Annotated in this window: 15 protein-coding genes; 4 read left to right on the top strand and 11 right to left on the bottom strand. The window is 73.5% G+C overall.

Going from position 1 to position 20198, the window contains the following annotated elements; all coding sequences use genetic code 11:
- The first annotated feature begins 43 nt into the window (after window positions 1-43).
- Window positions 44-1387 carry an ABC1 kinase family protein gene (locus TR49_RS22600; protein ID WP_042384379.1) on the top strand — a complete coding sequence of 448 codons (1344 nt, stop codon included), beginning with the start codon at window positions 44-46 and terminating at the stop codon, window positions 1385-1387.
- 150 nt (window positions 1388-1537) lie between these two features.
- Here TR49_RS22600 and TR49_RS22595 read toward each other — a convergent pair whose 3' ends face one another.
- The 4 genes from TR49_RS22595 to TR49_RS22580 all read right to left on the bottom strand — a co-directional run bounded on the left by TR49_RS22595 (window position 1538) and on the right by TR49_RS22580 (window position 5202).
- Window positions 1538-1765 (bottom strand): putative WhiB-interacting protein, encoded by a 228-nt coding sequence (locus TR49_RS22595; RefSeq protein ID WP_042384529.1) that lies wholly within the window; start codon window positions 1763-1765, stop codon window positions 1538-1540.
- Window positions 1766-1854: 89 nt separating this feature from the next.
- A complete protein-coding gene (locus tag TR49_RS22590; RefSeq protein WP_042384377.1) occupies window positions 1855-2205 on the bottom strand; it encodes a WhiB family transcriptional regulator in 351 nt (116 codons plus the stop codon).
- A 134-nt stretch (window positions 2206-2339) separates the two neighbouring features.
- Window positions 2340-2735, bottom strand: coding sequence for a hypothetical protein (locus TR49_RS22585; protein ID WP_042384375.1), 396 nt, complete (start codon window positions 2733-2735; stop codon window positions 2340-2342).
- A 205-nt stretch (window positions 2736-2940) separates the two neighbouring features.
- Window positions 2941-5202 carry an ATP-dependent DNA helicase UvrD2 gene (locus TR49_RS22580; RefSeq protein ID WP_236653497.1) on the bottom strand — a complete coding sequence of 754 codons (2262 nt, stop codon included), beginning with the start codon at window positions 5200-5202 and terminating at the stop codon, window positions 2941-2943.
- 259 nt (window positions 5203-5461) lie between these two features.
- Between TR49_RS22580 and TR49_RS22575 the strand changes: the two genes are divergently transcribed.
- Window positions 5462-5713 carry a mycoredoxin gene (locus TR49_RS22575; RefSeq protein ID WP_042365098.1) on the top strand — a complete coding sequence of 84 codons (252 nt, stop codon included), beginning with the start codon at window positions 5462-5464 and terminating at the stop codon, window positions 5711-5713.
- Between the two features lie 52 nt (window positions 5714-5765).
- On the opposite strand, the gene TR49_RS41670 is transcribed toward TR49_RS22575, so the two are convergent.
- A complete protein-coding gene (locus TR49_RS41670; RefSeq protein WP_152627405.1) occupies window positions 5766-6587 on the bottom strand; it encodes a GntR family transcriptional regulator in 822 nt (273 codons plus the stop codon).
- 127 nt (window positions 6588-6714) lie between these two features.
- Between TR49_RS41670 and TR49_RS22565 the strand changes: the two genes are divergently transcribed.
- Window positions 6715-7218: an ATP-binding protein gene (locus TR49_RS22565; protein WP_052434544.1), complete on the top strand. Its 504-nt coding sequence runs from the start codon at window positions 6715-6717 to the stop codon at window positions 7216-7218.
- A gap of 137 nt (window positions 7219-7355) precedes the next feature.
- On the opposite strand, the gene nudC is transcribed toward TR49_RS22565, so the two are convergent.
- Entirely contained in the window at window positions 7356-8300 is a 945-nt protein-coding gene (gene nudC, locus TR49_RS22560; RefSeq protein ID WP_042384369.1) for an NAD(+) diphosphatase, read from the bottom strand.
- A 17-nt stretch (window positions 8301-8317) separates the two neighbouring features.
- Window positions 8318-9775 carry a dipeptidase gene (locus TR49_RS22555; protein ID WP_042384367.1) on the bottom strand — a complete coding sequence of 486 codons (1458 nt, stop codon included), beginning with the start codon at window positions 9773-9775 and terminating at the stop codon, window positions 8318-8320.
- A gap of 207 nt (window positions 9776-9982) precedes the next feature.
- Here TR49_RS22555 and TR49_RS22550 point away from each other — a divergent pair, with 207 nt between their 5' ends.
- Window positions 9983-10930, top strand: coding sequence for an endonuclease/exonuclease/phosphatase family protein (locus TR49_RS22550; protein WP_152627404.1), 948 nt, complete (start codon window positions 9983-9985; stop codon window positions 10928-10930).
- Between the two features lie 221 nt (window positions 10931-11151).
- Here the strand turns inward: TR49_RS22550 and TR49_RS22545 are convergent, their stop codons facing one another.
- The 4 genes from TR49_RS22545 to TR49_RS22530 all read right to left on the bottom strand — a co-directional run bounded on the left by TR49_RS22545 (window position 11152) and on the right by TR49_RS22530 (window position 20105).
- Window positions 11152-12318, bottom strand: coding sequence for a PP2C family protein-serine/threonine phosphatase (locus TR49_RS22545; RefSeq protein WP_052434543.1), 1167 nt, complete (start codon window positions 12316-12318; stop codon window positions 11152-11154).
- A gap of 258 nt (window positions 12319-12576) precedes the next feature.
- Window positions 12577-15978: an ATP-dependent helicase gene (locus TR49_RS45045; protein ID WP_042384364.1), complete on the bottom strand. Its 3402-nt coding sequence runs from the start codon at window positions 15976-15978 to the stop codon at window positions 12577-12579.
- A 58-nt stretch (window positions 15979-16036) separates the two neighbouring features.
- A complete protein-coding gene (locus tag TR49_RS22535) occupies window positions 16037-19591 on the bottom strand; it encodes an ATP-dependent helicase (RefSeq protein WP_042384363.1) in 3555 nt (1184 codons plus the stop codon).
- A gap of 175 nt (window positions 19592-19766) precedes the next feature.
- The gene (locus tag TR49_RS22530) at window positions 19767-20105 is read right to left on the bottom strand and encodes an MGMT family protein (protein WP_439654121.1); all 339 of its coding nucleotides are present in this window, start codon (window positions 20103-20105) and stop codon (window positions 19767-19769) included.
- Between the last annotated feature and the right edge of the window lie 93 nt (window positions 20106-20198).

The raw sequence follows: 20198 nt of genomic DNA, 5'->3' as shown, positions 1-20198 counted from the left end.
GGCTCGATCGGCCCGAGGCGCTTCCGCGGAGCAGGAGGCATCCGTGAGCGATCTTCCACGCAAGGCAGTGACCCGCACGGCGAAACTCGCTGCCCTGCCGCTGGGGATAGCCGGACGTGCCACTCTCGGCCTCGGCAAGCGCATCGGCGGTCGGCCCGCCGAAGAGGTGGCGGCCGAGTTGCAACAGCGCACCGCCGACCAGCTGTTCAAGGTGCTCGGCGAACTCAAGGGCGGAGCCATGAAGTTCGGGCAGGCGCTGTCCGTCTTCGAGGCCGCCCTGCCGGAGGAGGTGGCGGGCCCGTACCGGGCGGCCCTCACCAAGCTCCAGGAGGCCGCGCCGCCGATGCCCGCCGCCTCCGTGCACAGCGCACTGGCGGAGCGGCTCGGGCCCGACTGGCGGGAGTTGTTCGCCTCCTTCGAGGACAAGCCGGCCGCGGCGGCATCGATCGGCCAGGTCCACCGGGCGGTCTGGCACGACGGGCGCGAGGTGGCCGTCAAGGTCCAGTACCCGGGCGCTGGTGACGCCCTGCTCTCGGACCTCACCCAGCTGAGTCGGGTGGCACGGCTGATCGGGCCGCTGATCCCGGGCCTGGACGTCAAGCCGTTGATCGCCGAGCTGCGCAACCGCATCACCGAGGAACTCGACTATGCGCTGGAGGCCGAGTCCCAGGCCGTCCACGCCGAGGAGTTCGCCGACGATCCGGAGATCCGGGTCCCGGCGGTGGTCCACCACGGCGACCAGGTCCTGGTCACCGAGTGGTTGGAGGGCGTCCCGCTCTCGGAGGTGATCGCCTCCGGCACGCAGGAGCAGCGGGACCGGGCAGGCCGGTTGCTGGCACGCTTCCTGTTCGCGGGCCCGGCCCGCACCGGGCTGCTCCACGCGGATCCACACCCCGGCAACTTCCGCCTGCTCGTCGACGACGGTCCGGCGGAGGGCTGGCAGTTGGGCGTCCTCGACTTCGGCACCGTCGACCGCCTGCCCGAGGGGCTGCCGCTGCCGATAGGGACGGCGCTGCGCCTGGCGCTCCAGGGCGACGCCAACGGAGTCCTGGAGATGCTGCGCCAGGAGGGTTTCGTCAAGCCCACCATCGAGCTGGACGCGGACGCGGTGCTGGACTACGTACTGCCGATCATCGAGCCGGCGGCCGTCGACGAGTTCCGGTTCACCCGCAGTTGGATGCGGGCCCAGGCGGCCCGGGTCGGCGATCCCCGCTCGCCCGCCTACGCGCTGGGGCGCCAGCTCAACCTGCCCCCGTCGTACCTGTTGATCCACCGGGTGACGCTCAGCACCATCGGTGTGCTGTGCCAACTCGACGCGACCGCCCCCTTCCGCGACGAGCTGCTCGCATGGTTGCCCGGTTTCGCGGACGAGGAGGCCATCGCCTGAGGGTTTCCGGACCGGCTGCGGCCGGCCGGAAAGCCCTCGGGCCCGCCTCCCGAGGGGGAGGCCGGCCCGATCACTGTCCATACGGATCTGCGTACGGTGCTGCCTGTTCGGTCGTGCGGTTCAGCTCTGCCGTGCTGACGTGTCGTCGACTCAGAGGACGACGGCGGCGAGCGCGCGCCGGGCGCGCAGCGAGGCGCGCTCGGCACGGCGCCTCAACTGCACGGCGCGCAGCAATCGTTCGCGCTCGGCCTCCTGCATTCGCTCTTGCATGTGGACACGGGCCAGGGCTTCGGGCATGAGTTGCATGGTGAGGGTCCTGTTCTGGGAAGTCTCGGTGTGCAGTGCAGGGCGGGGGTGTGCGTCGGCGGGACGGTTCATCGGAGGGACCTGCTTGTCGTCGAGTGGGTTCGAATCGATCACCGGATCGGCGATCTCACGGATGGAGCTGCGCAGCGCGCTTGCGGCGGTCACGCCATGACCTCGGACTTGCGCGGGCGACCACGCGGCCGCTTCCGGGCCACGACGACACCCTGGACGAAGAGCTCGCCACCCCAGACGCCCCAGGGCTCGCGGCGCTCGAGTGCACCGGTCAGGCAGGCGTCCTTCACCGGGCAGGTGCCGCAGAGGGACTTGGCGTACTCCACGTCCGCGGGGGTCTCGGCGAAGAAGACCTCGGGGTCGAGGGAGCGGCAGGGGATCGGGACGCCGAGCGTGTCGGCCTCCTCGAACGCGGTGAGCTGCATCAGAGAAACCTCCGGGGGGTGGGAGTCGTCGAAGTGGTCGGCCTTGGCTGCGGACGGGGCGTGCGGGGTGGTCACCGGTGACACGGTCGCGTCGTCTTCCTGTCTGAGTCGGTGTGCTCGATTGGGTTCTGTCGTGCCTGTGGGCAAACAGAAGGGCCGCGGATCCCGATTCGGGTTCCGCGGCCCTGGAAAGCCGACCTGATGCAGGCTCAGGTTCGTTCTATCCCAGGGTCGGGTCCGCGGAGGGCCCGGATCGTCATCGCCGCTGCGGCGATCTTCTGCGTGTGGAGCTGGGGCTGCTGCTTGGCGGAGGCTCCGGCACCCGTCGCGTCGCCATAACCGCCGGGGGCGGTCATGATCGCTACGGATGCCGACAGCGGTCGCTCGAGACGACGGGCATCCCACGCGCCGAAGCCATTGCCGGCCAGGGCGGCAGTGGCGGCACCCGCGACGGTGGCTTCGCTGGCGACGCGCACACGAGTGGCGTCGACACGGGCACCGGCGAGGGACAGACCACTGGCCTTGACACAGGGCAGGGCGACGCTGCGCATACCGAAGTCAGCGGCGGTCACCGACAGTCCAGCCAGTTTCGTCATGCTGATCACAATGTCCGCCTCCCTTCGGCGCGCTCGGGGTCCGCTGGCGTCGCGGACCCGTGGGTGGTCACTTCTTCCTTCAAGCTTGCAGTACAGCCCGAGAGCTGTACAGCACGCAGCAGTAACGCCCGCTGCAGGTGGTGCCTGAGTGGGCTCGGCCTCGTTTCCTCGACCGTGCTCGGCACGCTAGTAGGGTCCGCACTGCGCGCGCAAACTATTTTTCCGGCGAGTCTTCGACCGTTGTCGCCGAGGGCGTCGGCTCGTCCCAGAGGTCCGAGATGTCCCCCTGGTCGCCCTGGTCGGAGGCGACCCCGGACTGGCTTGCCGCACCCGGATCGGGCTGTGCCTCGATCCCGGACGGCTCAGCTCCGGCGCACAGGGACAGCACCACGTCGCCGTACTTGTCCAGCTTGGCCCGGCCCACCCCGGAGATCTGGCCGAGCTCCGGGAGGGAGCCCGGCTGCTGCTCGGCGATGGCGATGAGCGTGGCGTCGGTGAAGACGCAGTAGCCCGGCAGGCCCTGCTCCCGGGCCGTGCGACCGCGCCAGTCCCGCAGACGCTCGTACAGACCCTCGTCCAGCGTGGACGGGCAGTCCTCGCAGCGGCGCAGCTTGCGCTCGACAGCCTCGGTGAGCACCCGACCGCAGACGCGGCACTTGATGGGTGAGCGGCTGCGCGAGGCACGGCCGCCCTGAGCGCCCTGCGCGCCGGAACCGCCCCGACCGCCGCCTGCACCACGCACTGCCGAGCCGGGCCGCAGGCCGTCGAGGAAGCGGGAGGGACTGCGTGAGGCGCGACCGCCCGGGGAACGGGCCAGCGCCCAGGACAGCCCCAGGTGCACCCGGGCCCGGGTGACGCCGACGTAGAGCAGCCGCCGCTCCTCCTCGATCTGCTCGTCGGTCTTGGCGTAGGCGATCGGCATCATGCCCTCGGTCAGACCGACCAGGAAGACGGCGTCCCACTCCAAACCCTTGGCCGAGTGGAGCGACGCGAGAGTGACCCCCTCGACGGCCGGGGCGTGTTGCGCCGCCGCGCGGGCGTCGAGCTCGGCGACGTAGGCCGCGAGGTTGGCCGGTTGCTGCGCGGCGTGCTGTGCCGCCTCGAACTCCTCGGCCAGGCGCACCAGGGCGGCCAGCGACTCCCAACGCTCGCGCACCGCGCCCGAGCCCGCCGGGGGCTGCGGGGTGAAGCCCCGGGTGGACAGCACCGCCCGCACCTGGTCGGCGAGCCGCTCGGGCGTCTCCTCCAGCAACGGGTCGACCGGTCCGCCGCCCGCACGGGCGGCGCCGCGCAGGAGCAGGCCGGCCTCGCGGACCTCGGGGCGCTCGAAGAACCGCTCCGCGCCGCGCAGTTGGTAGGGGACGCCTTGGTCGGCCAGGGCCTGCTCGTAGACCTCCGACTGGGCGTTGACGCGGAACAGGACCGCGATCTCGCTGGCGCGCACGCCCGAGTCGAGCAGGGCCCGGATCCGCTTGGCCGTTCCCTCGGCCTCGGCGGGCTCGTCCGGGTACTCCAGGTAGACCGGCTCGGGGCCGGTGTCGCGCTGGGAGACCAGCTCCAGTCGGTGCTGGGCGGCCTGACCGCGCGCCTGGGCGAGCAGGCCGTTGGCGAGGTGCACCACCTGCGGGGTGGAGCGGTAGTCCCGGATCAGCTTGACCACGGTCGCGTCGGGGTGCCGGGTGCGGAAGCCCAGCAGGTACTCCGGCGTGGCGCCGGTGAACGAGTAGATCGTCTGGCTGGCGTCGCCGACCACGCACAGGCTGGAGCGCGGGCCGAGCCACAGGTCCAGCAGCCGCTGCTGGAGCGGCGAGACGTCCTGGTACTCGTCGACGACGAAGTGCTGGTACTGGGCGCGGACCTGCTCGGCGACCTCGGGCCGCTCGTCCAGCACGCCGACCGCGAGCAGCAGCACGTCCTCGAAGTCGATCACCCCTCGGTCGCGCTTGAGCTCCTCGTAGACCTTGTACACCTGGCGGATCTCGGCCGGGTCCCGTGGGGTCTCGCGACCGGACTTGGCCGCTGCCACCGGGTAGTCCTCCGGCACGGTCTGGGTGACTTTGGCCCATTCGATCTCGGCGGTCAGATCGCGCAGCTCGGTGCGCTCCAACCGGATCCGGCAGCGCCCGGCGGCCTCGGCCACCAGCTGCACCTTGCGCTCCAGCAGCCGCGGGAGCTCGCCGCCGACCACACGCGGCCAGAAGTACTGCAGCTGGCGCAGGGCGGCGGCGTGGAAGGTGCGCGCCTGCACGCCCTCCACCCCGAGCTGGCGCAGCCGGCCGCGCATCTCCCCCGCCGCGCGCGCCGTGAACGTCACCGCGAGGACGCGCTGCGGCTGCATCACGCCGCTGCGCACGCCGTAGGCGATCCGGTGGGTGATGGCCCGCGTCTTGCCCGTGCCCGCGCCCGCGAGGACGCAGACGGGCCCGTGCAGCGCCGTGGCGACGGCGCGCTGCTCCGGATCGAGCCCGGCGAGCACGGCGTCGGCGTCGCGGCGCCCGCCCGGGTCGGCGTCGTGGGAACCGGCGAAGGACGGCAGCGTGCCAGGGAGCTCTACCTGCATGCCGCCCATCCTCTCAAGCCGCAGCGACAACCCGGGCCACGTTGTCCACAGGGCCGGTCAGCTGATACGACGGATCCGCCCGACGGCGGGCGCGGGGAATGCGGCCCCGCGCGGCCGCGTTGGGCCTACCGGCAACGCGAATGCGCCGGGACAGACCCCAAGAGGAGCGATACGGATGTCCGCCAAAGTCACGATGTACAGCACGACCTGGTGCGGGTACTGCCAGCGGCTGAAGTCGCAGCTGACCCGCGAGGGCATCGAGTACACCGAGATCAACATCGAGCAGGACCCGGCGTCCGCCGCCTTCGTCGAGAAGGTCAACAACGGCAACCAGACGGTGCCGACGGTGCTGGCGCTCTCCTCCACCGGCGCGGAGACGGTGATGACCAACCCGTCCCTCGCGCAGGTCAAGGCCGCTCTGGCCTGACCCCGGCCGCATGTCCGACCGGCCGCCCCGGGCTCGTGCCCGGGGCGGCCGGTCATCTCTGTGTCTGCGCCGGCACCCGACCCGAGGACGCGACGAGCTCCGGGGAGCCGAGCGAGTAGACCAACCGGTTGCGGTCCGCGCAGTACCGGGTCTCGGTGACCCGCACCGGACCGGCCTGGGTGAGGCCGGTGCGCAGCTGGACCAGCAGCGGCACGCCGGGCCCCGCCTGGAACCAGCGGGCCTCGTCGGGGTTCGGCATCCGGGCGCAGAGCTCGTCCACACAGCCCGTCTCGGCGTGACCGGCCTCGGCGAGGGCGGCCTCGTCGCCGCCCGGCACCGGATCCGGATCCATGAGCGCGGTCGCGGCGGCGAGCCGGACCGGGTAGTGGCTCTCCTCGACCGACCACGGTTCGCCGTCCAGGTAGCGCAGCACCCGCCGGAGCACCACCGCCTCCCCGGGCGCGAGCCGGAGGCGTTCGGTGATGTCAGTGGTGGCTCTTACGATCAGCATCTGAAAGTCGGATGTCAATTTCCGACCGGCCGCCTGCGCCTCCTCCGCATATACGGAAGAAGCCGCGCCAAGGGGGGTTCCTGGAACGGTGACGGTCGGTGCACGATAGGCGTGATGATCGACGACGGTGTGGTCCTTCAGATAGGTCCCTTTTCCCTGGACGCGGACCAGAAGACCCTCATTGACGAGAACATCAACAGCAAGTCGGACAGTATTACGAGCGACCCCGTACTGGGTTTCCAACTCGCCTTCCACCGGCAGCGGCACGCCGCCCTGCCACTCCCCGTCCATGATCCGGCGCCGCAGGTCTGCGGCCAGCCGCTGATATTTCGGGGCCTGGCCCACCCCTCGGGAAATGTTCACCCCGAGAATGTAGCCATTGCACTTGCGCAGGCTCAGGGAAACGAGCCAACATCGGTCAAGGCTGGCTCAATCCGGATTATCCCAACTACTTGCGCGCCCTCATGATCCTGCCCTGGAGGCATGAACGATGAACGACCGGAGAGCCTGGGCGGCTGTCGCCTCCTTCCCGCCCCATCCGCGCAACGTCCGGCATGCCCGCCGGATCACCCGCACCGCGCTGGCGGCCTGGGGCGCGACGGATCTCGTCGACAGTGCCGAGATGATCGTCTCCGAACTGGTCACCAATGCGATGCGCTACGGGAGCGGTCCGGTCGACCTCACGCTCGCCCTGACCGACGCGGGCCTGCGGGTCTCCGTGACGGACGAGGGCACCGCGCTCCCCTCGGCGCGCGAGGCCGGGGAGGACGCGCTGGGCGGCCGTGGCCTGCAGATCGTTCGCCTGCTGGCCGAGAGCTGGGACGTCGTGGTCCGCCTCACCGGCAAGACGGTCACCTGTGTCCTCGCTCTCGACCCGAAGTGCCTCGAGGACGCGGTCACCGGGCGCGCGACAGGACAGCCCGCCGAGGCGGCTGCCGCCACAAGCGCGGGGATGACTCCGGCCATCACGCTTTCGAGCGAAGCGGGCGCGTGACCCCCGCCCCGGGCGCGCGCCCCTGAGCGAAAGCGGGCACGTGCAGCCGCACGGCCCCCGGACCCCGGAGCGCGCGGACGGGCCGCGTGCTCCGGGGCCCGGCTCGGGCACCGGCCCCGTCCGGACTGCCTCGGCCGTTACGCGGAAGCCTCCGGGAGAGGGCTGCCGTACCAGAGTTCGACGAGGCGGCGGGCGATGGAGATGCCCGACGGCGGGAGGGTGGTGCCGGCAGCCATGCCTGCGGCGAGGTCCTCACGGGAGAACCAGCGGGCCTCGGCGAGCTCCTCGCCGTCGACGCGGATGTCCGCGCTGCCGTCGCGGGAGTCGACCTTGGCGGTGAAGCCGAGCATCAGGCTGGCCGGGAAGGGCCACGGCTGGGAGGCGACGTACTCGACCGTGTCGAGGTCGACGCGGACGCCGGCCTCCTCCGCGACCTCACGGGCCACCGCCTGCTCCAGGGACTCGCCGGGCTCGACGAAGCCGGCCAGGGTGGAGTAGCGGCCCTCGGGCCACAGGGCCTGGCGGCCCAGCAGCGCGCGGTCCTGGTCGTCGGTGACGAGCATGATGACCGCACCGTCGGTGCGGGGGTAGTGCTCGCGGCCGCAGGACGGGCAGCGGCGCACATGGCCGGCGGCCGCCATGTCGGTCGCGTGACCGCACTGGGAGCAGAAGCGGTGCGAGCGGTGCCAGTTCTCCAGCGCCGCCGCGTGGACGAGCAGGCCGGAGTCGCGCGCCCCGAGCAGGCCGCCCACCTCCCGCAGGCCCGCTGGGCGCTCGGGGCCGTCCAGCCGACCGGGCAGCTGGGCGCAGGCCACCGCGAAGTACGCGACGCCCTCCTCGTCGCAGCCGAGGAAGAAGCGCTCGCCCTCGTCGGGGGCGTCGAAGGTGCTGAGCAGCACCAGGTCCGTGCCGCTCTCGGTGTCGACCACGAAGGCCTTGCCCTCGGAGACCGCCAGCACCCGGGTGCTCGGGTGGCTCCAGGCAGCGGCGAGCCATGGCTCGTCGAGGCGGCGCTCCGCGGCGCGGTCCACACCGGCCCGCGCCAGCGGAAGTGTGCGGACGAATTGCTGCTGAACCGTCACGGTTCGCTCCCCCTTGATCAGTTGTCCGCGGTCACGGCGTCGGATCCGGCGCCGCCGCCCGGGGCGGACCGGTCCCAGCCGGTGGCGAGCTCGGACCACAGGTAGGCCGAGGTCTCCACGCCCTTGACCAGCAGGTCGAGCTCGACCTTCTCGTTGATGGAGTGCCAGCCGTCGGACGGCACCGAGATGCCCAGGAAGAGCACCGGCGCGCCGAGCACGTCCTGCAGGTCGGCCGCGGGCCCGGAGCCGCCCTCACGGGTGAAGAGGATCTTCTGCCCGAACGCCCGTCCCATCGCCCGGGTGAGCGACTGGAGGGCCGGGTGGTCCAGCGGCGTCAGGCACGGGCGGGTGGCGCCGCGGAAGACGATCTCGTGGCGGATGCCGGGCGTCACCTGACGCTCGACCCAGTCGGCCACGGCCTGCTGCACCTTCTCGGTGTCCTGACCGGCCACCAGCCGGAAGGAGAGCTTGATGTGGGCCTCCGCCGGGACGATGGTCTTGCCGCCGGGGCCGGTGTAGCCGCCCCAGATGCCGTTGACCTCGGCGGTCGGGCGGGCCCAGATGCGCTCCAGGGTGGTGAAGCCCGCCTCGCCCTGGGTGCCGCGGGACTTGGCGACGTGCAGCCACGCCTCCTCGTCGAACGGCAGCTCGGCGAAGAGCTCCCGCTCTCGCTCGGTCAGTTCCAGCACGCCGTCGTAGAAGCCGGGCACGGCGACCCTGCGGTCCGCGTCGTGGAGGGCGGCGACCAGCCGCGCGGCCTCGTCGGCGGGGTTGGGGACCGCGCCGCCGAAGGAGCCCGAGTGGATGTCGGTGTCCGGGCCGTAGAGGCTGACCTCGGCGTCGGCCAGACCGCGCATGCCTGTGCAGACGGTCGGCGTGGCGGCGGCCCACATGCCCGTGTCCGAGACGATCACCACATCGGCCGCCAGACGCCCGGCCTCACGGCGGATCAGGTCGAGGAAGTTCGTCGAGCCCGACTCCTCCTCGCCCTCGATCAACAGCTTGAGGTTGACGGCCGGGGTGGTGCGGCCGGTCGCCGCGAGATGCGCGCGCACACCGAGCGTGTGGAAGAAGACCTGGCCCTTGTCGTCCGCCGCGCCGCGCGCGTACATCCGCCCGTCCACGACGGTCGGCTCGAAGGGGTCGGTGGCCCAGCCGTCCTCACGGGCGGCGGGCTGGACGTCGTGGTGGCCGTAGACGAGGACGGTCGGGGCCCCGGCGTCGCCCGAGGGCCACTCCGCGAAGACAGCGGGCAGACCGCCGTTCTCCGTCTCCCACACCTCCGCGACCGGGAAGCCGGTCTCGCGGAGCTTGGCCGCCAGCCACTCCGCGGACCTGCGCACGTCCCCCGTCCGGCCGGGGTCGGCGGAGACGGAGGGGATGCGCAGCCACTCGGCGAGGTCGTCGAGGAAGGCGGGACGGTGCTGGTCGATGTAGGCGCGGACGACGCTGTCCGGGGCTTCGGCAGAGCTCATGGCACGACTCTAGTTCGAAGCCGCGGCCGCCCGGCAAGCGCGTTTGATCACAGCACCGGCCAGGACGCGCCGCCCGAGCCGCACGGCCCGGGCCCCGCACGCCGGAGCGCCCGCACGCCGCGCGCGACCGGCGTGCGCGCCGGGCGGGTGTCGACGGACCGCCTCCGCCGTTCCTGTGCCCCGGCCCGCCTGGCGTAGGTTCGTCCCGTGAGCCAGCTGCGCGTCGCAACCTTCAACCTCCTGCACGGCCAGCCCATGGACCGTGCGGGCAGACCGCTCTCGGCCGCGGACGGACCGGGTGACGTCCCGGAGGCACCGCTCACGGACGCGATCGCCGCTCTCGACGCGGACGTGCTCGCGCTGCAGGAGGTCGACCGGTTCCAGGAACGCTCCGGACGGGTCGACCAGGCCGCCGTCGGAGCGAAGGCGCTGGGCGCCCGGGACTACCGCTTCGCCGCCGCCGTGGTGGGCCACCCGGCACCCGTCGCCGGCTGGGTGCACGCTCCCGGCGCGACCACGCTCCGCGTCTACGGCCCCGACGACGCGGGGCGCGACGCGGACCAGCCCGCCTACGGCACCGCCCTGCTCACCCGCCTTCCTGTGCTGCACTGGCGGGCGCGGCGCTTCCCAGCGGCGCCGTTCAGCCTCCCGCTGCGCGTCGCCGGACGGCGCGGGCTCACCCCCGTCCCGGACGAGCCCCGCACGGCACTGGCCGCCGTGCTGGACGGGCCTGCCGGCCCGTTCACGGTGGTCGCCGCCCATCTGTCCTTCGTACCGGGCTGGAACATGGGCCAGCTGGCCGGTATGCGCCGGTGGATCGCGGACCTGCCGCTGCCGTACCTGCTGCTCGGAGACTTCAACCTGGTCGGCCCGGTCCCGCGCACGGTGCTGGGCGGCGCCGCGGTCGTGGACCGCGGCCGCCTGCCGCGGCCGAGGGCCCGCCGTCCGCTGCGGACCGCGTCACCGCGCGGCCGGTTGCAGGGCTGGCGCGATCTGGCGCGCACCCCCACCTACCCCGCTCACCGGCCAGCCGTGCAGTTCGACCACGTGCTCGCGGTCGGTGTCCCACGAACCGCCGTGCAGCGCGTCGAGACGCCGACGACCCGGGTCTCCGACCACCGGCCGCTGCTGGTGGAGCTTTCGCTCCGGGGTTGACGTCCCGCCGGGGCCGCCGGAGGGGACCGGCCGGGCCCGGCGCCCCGCACGCCACCCGGGCGTTCGCCGGTGGCCTCCCCGGCCACGGGCGTTCGCCGGTGGGCTCCCCGCCTGCACCCCGTCGCGTCACCGCCGGTCGCCTCACCCCGCCTGCGCCCGGTCGCGTTACCGGCGGGCGCGGGTCGGCAGCGCCTCACGCCTCCCCGTCGCGCGGCAGCCGGTTACTCCCGGGAGTCCCTGCGGTCCAGCAGCGGGAGCTGGTCCGCCTGGGTGGTGGAGACCCGGGGATGGACCACGGAGCGGTTCGGGGCGACCGCGCCGGTCGTCGGGAGCGGCGTGTACTGCAGGAGCAGCATCGCCGCGTCGTCGCCGAGCTGGTGGCCGACGTGTCGGCGGACGTCCTCGTGGATCCGCTCCAGGACCAGGGCGGGGGTGTCCGCCGCCGCGCAGTCGGGGACGCGCTCGGCGAGGGGGTAGAAGACCCCCCAGCTGTTACGCGCCTCGATGACGCCGTCGGTGTACAGGAGCAGTCGGTCGTCCTCCTGCAGCGGCAGGCGCAGGATCGGCGGGTGCACGTCCTCCGGCTCCAGCACGCCCAGGGGGGGCACGTTGGACGGCGGGTCGAGAAAACGGACGGGAGTGCCCCGGCGCAGCAGCAGCGGGGCGGGGTGGCCGCAGTTGACGATCTCGACGACCGCGTCGGCGCCGACGCCGACCAGGACCAGGGTGACGAACTCCTCGTCGCTGCCCTCGTGCTCGGCGCCGTTCTCGTGCAGGGCCCGGCCGAGGCTGTCCGCGAGCCAGGCGGCGACCTTGTCCAGGGCCTGTTCCTGGTGTGCGGCCTCACGGAACGCGCCGAGGATCGCAGCGGCGGTCTCGACCGCGGCAAGACCCTTGCCGCGGACGTCGCCGATGACGGCGCGGACGCCGTACCGGGTCTGCACGACCTCGTAGAGGTCGCCGCCGATGCGGGCGTGCGCGGCGGCCGCCGCGTAGTGGACGGCGGCGCGCACAGGGCCGATGCGCTCGGGGATGGAGCGGAGCAGGATGCGCTGGGCCACCTCGGAGACCAGCCGGGCGTCGGCCAGAGCTCGCTCCTGCCGGTTGCGCAGCATGACGCTGGCCGCGCCGATCGCGCTGATCAGCACGATCGCGAGAACGCTCGCGGTGTGGACGGAGGCGGCCATGGTCTGGTCCTCCGCCGCGATGACGAAGGCCTCACCGATGGCGACCCCGCCCACCAGGAGCGGGAACCAGACGTTGCTGCTGACGACGGCGGCGAGCGCCGGGCCCGCCGAGAGCGCCGGCTCGAAGGTGACGTCGGGGTTGTTGCTGGCCCGATCGAGCACGAAGACCAGGGCCACGCCGAGGAAGGGCAGCAGAAGCACCCAACGGCCCCTGCGGCTGAGCTGGCGGAACCTTCCGGCGGCAGTCAACGTCGTCTCTCCTGCGGGCACTGTGCAACAAGGTGCAACGAGGGTGCTTGAGCGTGGGCGGGTGAGCGAGCCGGCGGCCCGAGGGCCCGGCGGGCCCGAGGGCGTCCGACCGCGGCCTCAACCGCGGCCAGAAAAAGTTCAACGTTGGATCGAAGTTGACTGGTTAACGTCCCCACATTAGGCGCGAATTGGACAGGCTGCACAGCCCTTTCACGAAGCCCCGGTCGCAGCTTCCTCGACCCGCTCCCCATTCGGAGTAACGGCGTCCAGCAGCGCCGCCAGCCCCGCGCGGTCCGGAAGCCCCTCGGGTCTCACGACTGTTCCACTACGAACATACAGAAACGCCGCGGTCACGCGGTGGAGTTCCACCCCCTCGCGCTCGGCCCAGGCCAGCCGGTAGACCGCCAGCTGCAGTGGGTCGGCGGTCTCCCTGTGGTTGGTCTTCCAGTCCACGACCTCGAAGCCCGCCGCCGTGCGGTAGACGGCATCGATCCGGCCACGGATCACCCGGCCGCCGAGCATCAGCTGGAACGGCTCCTCGATCCGGTACGGAGTGCGCGCGGCGTACTCGGTACGAAGGAAGGCCTCTTTCAGCCGGGCCAGGTCACGCTCGTCCTCGATCCCGGAGTCGTCCAGGCCGGGCAGTTCGTCCTCGCCCAGCAGCAGCAGCGGCTCGACGGCCAGCCGGGACTCGACCCAGGCGTGGAAGCGGGTGCCACGCCTGGCCGCGGGCTGCGGCGGGCGGGGCATCGGCCGGGCCAGTTCGCGCGCGAAGCCGTCCGGATCGGCGGCGACACGCAGGAGTTGGGAGGCGGAGAGCGAAGCGGGCAACGGCACGTCCCGCACCCGCGAGCGGGCGCGCAGCAGCTCGGCGGAGAGCAGCTCCAGATCGCGGTCCCAGGACGCGACGAGCCGCCGCTCCTCGCCCGTCTCGGGTTGCGGGGACGCCTCCCCGCGCGGCCCGGCCAGCACACGGGTGCCCGCATCACGGCGCGCGGCCTGGGCCGCCGGGTCCAGCGGCAACGGCCAGACGTGCTCGGCCGTCTCGTCCAGTGCGGGATTCTGCTCCCCCTCGGCGGGCGGCTCCGCCCAGTGCTCGATCTCGACGCCGGCCTCGGGCCGCTGCTCGCCGAACTCGCGCAGTGCCGTCAGGAACTCCGACGGACCGCGCGGCCGCTTCTGCGTGGGCCCCCACCAGTGGCCGGAGGCGTGGAGCCGCGCACGGGGGCGAGTGAAGGCGACATAGCCGAGGCGGAGCTCCTCCGTCGCGGCATGCTCCTTCATCGCGGCTTCGAAGGCCTTCAGCCCGGCCGAGGTCCAGGCCGGATCGGCGGGCAGCGCGGGCACGTCGCCGCGCAGGGCGTGCGGAAGCACCTCGGGACGCGAGGTCCACCTCTCACGCCCGGTTCCACTCGGGAACGCGCCCTTGACCAGGCCGGGAACGAAGACGACGTCCCACTCCAGGCCCTTGGACTTGTGGGCGGTGAGCACCTTGACGGTGTCCTCGCCACTCGGGAGGTTGTTGTCGAGGCCGCGGTCGTACTCCTGGGCGGTGCGCAGGAAGCCGAGGAAAGCGCCGAGGGAGGGGTCGCCGTCCAGGTCGGCGAAGCCGGCCGCGACGTCGAGGAAGGCGGAGAGGGTCTCGCGGCGGCGCGCGGCGAGGGCGTGCGGAGAGGCCGCGAGCTCCACCTCCAGGCCCGTGACCGTCAGGATCCGGTGCAGCACGTCCATCAGCGGCTCGGCCAGCGCGCGGCGCAGCTCGCGGATCTCGGCCGCCAGCCGCTGGAACCGGGTTGCCGCCTCGGTGGAGAAGGGCAGCTCCGACTCGCCCGCCTGCCCCGGGTAGAGGAAGGACTCCAGCGCGTCGGCCAGCGAGACGATCTCCGTCGGATCGGCCTCCGCGACGGCCTGCTCCAGCTTGTCCTGCCGCCCGTCGTCACCGGCTGCGCCACGGACCAGATCCCGGGCGCGACGCCCCAGCAGGGCCAGGTCGCGCGGCCCGATCCGCCAGCGCGGACCGGTCAGCAGGCGGACCAGCGCGGCATTGGCCGTCGGGTCCTGCAGCACCTCGCAGGTCGCGACCAGGTCGGCGATCTCGGGCAGGTGCAGCAGCCCGGACAGACCGACGACCTCGACCGGCACGTCCCGGGCCACGAGGGCGGCGTGCACGTCGGGGAAGAGCTCGCGCCCGGCACGGCACAGCACCGCGATCCGGCCCGGCGGTGTGCCGGTGCGCACCAGGTGGGCGATGCTGTCGGCGACCCAGGCCACCTCCGCCTCGTGCGTCGCCAGCAGCGCGCACCGCAACCCACCGGCCAGCTCCTCCCCCGGCGCGGGACGCAGCGCTGCGACGCCCTCGTGCATCGCGCGCAGGGGTGCGGCGAGGTCGTTGGCGAAGGCCAGCAGCCTGCCGCCGGAACGGCGGTTCTCGCTGAGCGAGTAGCGCGCGGCGGGCGGGCCGTCGCCGCCCCCGGCGCCGTCACGGCCCCCGCCGTCCGCGCCGCCTTCCGGTAGCGCGCCGCCTTCGACGGCCGCGTCCCGCCGGATGTCCGCGCCGCGCCGGGTGTCCGCGCCGCGCCGGGTGTCCGCGCCGCGCCGGGTGTCCGCGCCGCGGAAGTGGTACGGGAACTCGTCCAGGTTGGCCACGGAGGCGCCGCGCCAGCCGTAGATCGCCTGGCAGGGGTCGCCGACGGCGGTGACGGGGTGGCCGGTGCCGTCGCCGAACAGACCGGCGAGCATCAGCCGCTGGGCGACGGAGGTGTCCTGGTACTCGTCCAGCAGCACGACGGCGAACTGCTCGCGCAGCAGCGCGCCGACCTCGGGCCGGGACTGGGCGAGTCTGGCGCAGGCGGCGATCTGGTCGCCGAAGTCCATCAGCTGTGCCTCGCGCTTGCGGGCGCGGTAGCGGACCACGAGCTCGGTCAGCTCGCGGCGCGCCTCGGCCGCGACCGGGACGGCGCGCAGTGCCTCGTTGCTGAGCCTGACCCCGTCCAGAGAGGCCAGCAGGGCGGAGTCGTGTGCGGCGAGCGCCTCGGGGGTGACCAGGTGCTCGGCCAGCTCGCCGTCGAGCTTGACCAGCTTGGCGATGAGGGACGAGACGCCGTCCTTCAGCCCGGGGTACGGCCCCGGCGCCTGCCGCAGTACCCGGGCCGCGAGCTGGAAGCGGGTGGCGTCCGCGAGGAGCCGGACGTCGGGCTCCAGGCCGATGCGCAGCCCGTGGTCCTTGAGCAGCCGCCCCGCGAAGGCGTGGTAGGTCGAGATCTCCGGCTCGCCGAGGCTGCCGTCCCCGCCCTCGGCCGCACCCCGACCGGGAGGAACCGGCTCGGCGTAGCCGCCGACCCCGGCTCGCAGCAGCGCCTTGCGAACGCGCTCGGACAGCTCCGCGGCCGCCTTGTTGGTGAAGGTGAGGCCGAGCACCTGCTCGGGCCGGACCTGTCCGGTGCCGACCAACCACACCACGCGGGCGGCCATCACCGTGGTCTTGCCCGAACCGGCGCCCGCGACGATCACCGCGGGGGCGAGCGGCGCGGTGATCGCACGCAGCTGCTCCTCGGTGAACGGAATCCCGAGGAGCTCCTTGAGCTCCTCGGGACTGGTCAGGCGGCCTGGCATGCGTGACACGCTAGCGCGTGGGTCGGACACGGCCGGGCCTCGTGCTCCGGACACCCGCCTACTCGACGATCTGGCGGCCCTCAGCGCGGGCCGAGCAGCTGGCGTGGAAGGAACAGTGGCCGCACTGGTCGCCCGTGGTGGGGACGAACCGCTCGCGCAGCACCCGATCCGCCGCCTCGGCCAGCAGGCCCTCGATCCACTGCGGGCCGGCCGGGTTCTCCGCCAGGCCGGGCTGGTGCTGCACCTTGGGCGCGTCGGCGACCGCCTTCGACTCGGGCTGGCGCAGCTGCACGAGTTCCGCGCCGCCCGGCTCGGGGCGGGAGCCGTCGAAGACCTCGTCCACCGCGCCCTCGCGGACGGCGAGCTGGTAGACGCCGAGCTGCGGATGCTCCTCGACCTGGGCCCTGCTGGGGGTGTTGCGCCCGGTCTTGAAGTCGACGACGTAGGCCGCGCCGGTCGCGTTCTCACGCTCGACGCGGTCCATGGTGCCGCGGATGCGGACCGCGTACGGGCCCGCCTTGAGCTCCACGTCGAACGGCTGCTCGGTGGCCACGGGGAGCCGTCCCCGCTCGGCGCCGTGCCAGGTCAGGAACCGCTCCAGCGCGGCGCGCGCCTCACCCTTCTCCTGCTCGGACTTCCACGGCGCGTCGAAGGCGAGCGCGTCCCAGACCCGGTCCAGCCGGGCCATCAGCACGTCCAGGTCCGCCGGGGTGGACCCTGCGCCGACCTCCTCGGCGAGGACGTGCACCACGTTGCCGAAGCCCTGCGCCCCGCTGGACACCTCCTGCGCCCGGACCTCGCGCCCCAGGAACCACTGCAACGCGCAGGCGTTCACCGACTCCAAGGCGCTGCCGGAGAGCTCGACCGGCCGTGCCGGGTCACGCACCGGCACCTCGTTCTGCGTCAGGTCGGCCATGCCCCACCAGCGGTGCGGGTTCGCGGCCGGGACGAGCGCGAGGCCGTCCTCGTCCACCAGCGCGGCCAGCCGGGCCAGCCGCTCGGCGGCGGCCTCCCGCAGCTGCGGCGAGGCGTCCGGGTCGACGCTGGTGGCGCGCAGCTCGGCGACCAGCGCGGCGACGGACAGGGCACGGCGTGGCCGGTGCGTCACGTCCTCGACGCGGACGTCCGGCACACGCGTGCCGTCCGGGCGCTCGCGGTACAGCTCGCGCAGGAAGCGGGACGGCTCGTCGCCGTCCTCCGCGGCCACCTGGACGGCGGTCACGACCAGCCGCTCCTTGGCGCGGGTGGCCGCGACGTAGAAGAGACGACGTTCCTCGGACAGGAGTGCGCTCTGCGGCATCGGTTCAGCGATCCCGTCCACGGCGATCCGGTCCGCCTCCAGCAGCGAGCCGCGGCGCCGCAGGTCCGGCCAGAGGCCCTCCTGCACCCCGGCGACGACGACCAGCCGCCACTCCAGGCCCTTCGAACGGTGCGCGGTCATCAGCCGGACGGCGTCCGTGCGTACGGCCCGGCCGGAAAGGGTGTCGGCGGCGATGTCCTGCTGCTCCACCTCGGCGAGGAAGTTCAGCGCGCCGCGCGGGCCGCCCGCCCGCACCTCGGCGCGGGCCGCCGTCTCGAACAGCGCGCACAGGGCGTCGAGGTCGCGGTCGGCGTTGCGCCCGGCCGCGCCACCGCGCAGGGCGGCGCGCTCCAGCCGCTCCCGCCAGGGGCTGCTCGCCTCCCACAGCGCCCACAGCGTGTCCTCGGCGGTGGCGCCACCGAGGAGCAGGTCCTGCACCTTGCGCAGCAGCAGTCCCAGCTCACGCGCACGTCGAGCCGCGGGCCCCGCGAGCAGCACCAGCCGCTCGGGCTCCGCGAGCGCTTCCCGGATCAGCTCCCCCGCGGGCCGCACGGCACGCCGCACCTCGGCGGGCACCTCGCGCAGGGCGCCGCGTTCCTCCTCCCTGAGCGCCCGTCCGAGCTGGCGCAGATCGGCCCCGTCCAACCCGCCGAGCGGCCCGGTCAGCAACTGCTCGGCGACCTCGACGGTCAGCGGTTCCTCGGCGTCGCGCACGGCGGAACGGAAGCGCAGGTCACCGACGTGCGGGACACCTTCCTGGGAGCTGCCCTCGACGTCGGGCGCCGCGGCGGCCGTCCCGGACGGGTCTGGGACGGCCTGGTCGGCTGGTTCGTCCTGCGGGCCGGGCTGGGCCGGGATGGGGTGGTCGTTCCCGCCCAGCGCCATGAGCCGACGGGAGCGGGCGGCCGACAGGGCGCAGATGCGCAGCGCGGTGAGCAGCGACGCGACGGCCGGTTCGGCGTGGAGGGGGAGGTCGTCGCCGTCGAGCTCGACCGGAACCCCCGCAGAGGTGAGAGCGCGTCGGAGCCCCGGGAGGGATCGGGACCCGGCGCGGACCAGGACGGCCATCTCGGACCATGGGAGCTGCTGCTCCAGGTGCGCGCGGCGGAGCAGGTCGGCGATGTTGTCGAGCTCGGCGCCGGGGGTGGGGAAGGTGAGCACCTCGACGGAACCGCCCTCCCGGGCCGGGACGAGGTCGCGGTGCGCCGCCAGCGCCGCCGCCGGGAGGCGTCCGGCCGGGAGCCGCTCGGCCAGCACCCGGCTGGACGTCAGCAGCCGACGCCCGGCGCGGCGCGAGACGCGCAGCACCCGGACTGGTGCGGGACGGCCGTCCGCCTGCGGGAAGTCGTGCGGGAAGTCGAGGATGCCGTTCACGTCCGCGCCCCGGAAGGCGTAGATCGACTGGTCCGGGTCGCCGACGGCGATCAGCTCCCGGCCACCGCCCGCCAGCGCGCGCAGCAGCCGGACCTGGGACGGGTCGGTGTCCTGGTACTCGTCGACGAAAACGACCTTGAAGGTCCGGCGCAGCAGCCCGCCGACGTCCGGACGCTCGGCCAGCAGCACCGCGCGGTGCACCAGCTCGGCGTAGTCGAGCAGCTCCTGGCCGTCGAGAACGTCGAGGTACTCCGCGAGGAAGCGGGCCGCCGCCTGCCAGTCGGGGCGACCGACGCGCTCGGCGAAGCGGGCCAGCTGGGTCTCGCCCAGGCCCAGCTCGCGGGCGCGCGCGAGGACGGCACGGACCTCGTCCGCGAAGCCGCGCGTGGTGAGGGCGGCCCGCAACTCCGCAGGCCACCCCGGACCACCGGCCATCCCCGCACGCGCGTCCTCCGCACCGCCCGTCAGCAGCTCGCGCACCAGGACGTCCTGCTCGGGGCCGGAGAGCAGGCGCAACGGCTCGGCGTAGAGATCCGGCTCCTGATGAGCGCGGAGCAGCGCGTAGCAGAAGGAGTGGAACGTCGTGGCCTGCGGCACGGCCGCGCCCGCGGCTCCGGCCCCGTCCGCGGCTCCGGCCGGGCCGGTCGAGCCGGTCGGGCGGTTCACCCGGGCGGTGATCCGGTCACGCAGCTCCACCGCCGCCTTGCGGCTGAAGGTGAGCACCAGAATCTCCTCCGCCGGAACGCCTTCGGCGATCCGGGCGGCGACCGCCTCCACCAGCGTCGTGGTCTTGCCGGTGCCGGGACCGGCCAGCACCAGCAGCGGCCCGCCCCGGTGGTCCACCACCGCCTGCTGGTACGCGTCCAGCGCAGGCGGCACCGCAGGCGCGACCGGCTCACGCACCAGGCGGTAGGCGCCGGCGGGCAGGGAGGTGGTCATGGGCGGATCCAGGAACGAAGCAAGCGAGGCGGCACACGAGGACGGGGGGCGCCTCAGGCACTCCGTCCGGGAGCGAGCCTACGATCCTGCCCCGACAGCCCCGCCGTTGTCTCCCGAATCGCCGGATCCGTGGGATACGCCACGCCCCGCGCGTACCGTGCGCCCGGCCGAGGACTCAGCGCGAACGCCCGTCCCAGCGGGCGCGGCGCAGGTCGACGCGGGGCATGTGCTGTCCGGCCACATCGCGGAGCGGCGTGCCCTCGACCCGGTACTGCTCCAGCGCGCGCAGCTCGTGGCCCGGCAGCAGCCGCCCGTCCGCGCGGATCACCCGCCACCACGGCACGGCCCCGCCGTAGAGCGCCATCACCCGTCCGACCTGCCTCGGGCCGCCCTCGCCGAGGTACTCGGCGACGTCGCCGTAGGTCATCACCCGTCCGGCCGGAATGCCTTCCGTCACGTCGAGCACGCGCTCGGCGTACGGCGGGAGCTCCGACTCTGCAGCCCCTTCGTCCACATCCGGCATTCTGGCGCACGCCTACGACATTGCGTGCGGAAGCGCGACACCCTGGGGGTACGACGGCGCGGAACATCCTCGCTCACCCAGCCG

The sequence above is a fragment of the Streptacidiphilus melanogenes genome, assembly GCF_000787835.1.
Taxonomy (GTDB): domain Bacteria; phylum Actinomycetota; class Actinomycetes; order Streptomycetales; family Streptomycetaceae; genus Streptacidiphilus; species Streptacidiphilus melanogenes.
Note: the sequence above shows the minus strand (reverse complement) of the source record. Positions and strands in the feature narration are given on the sequence as shown.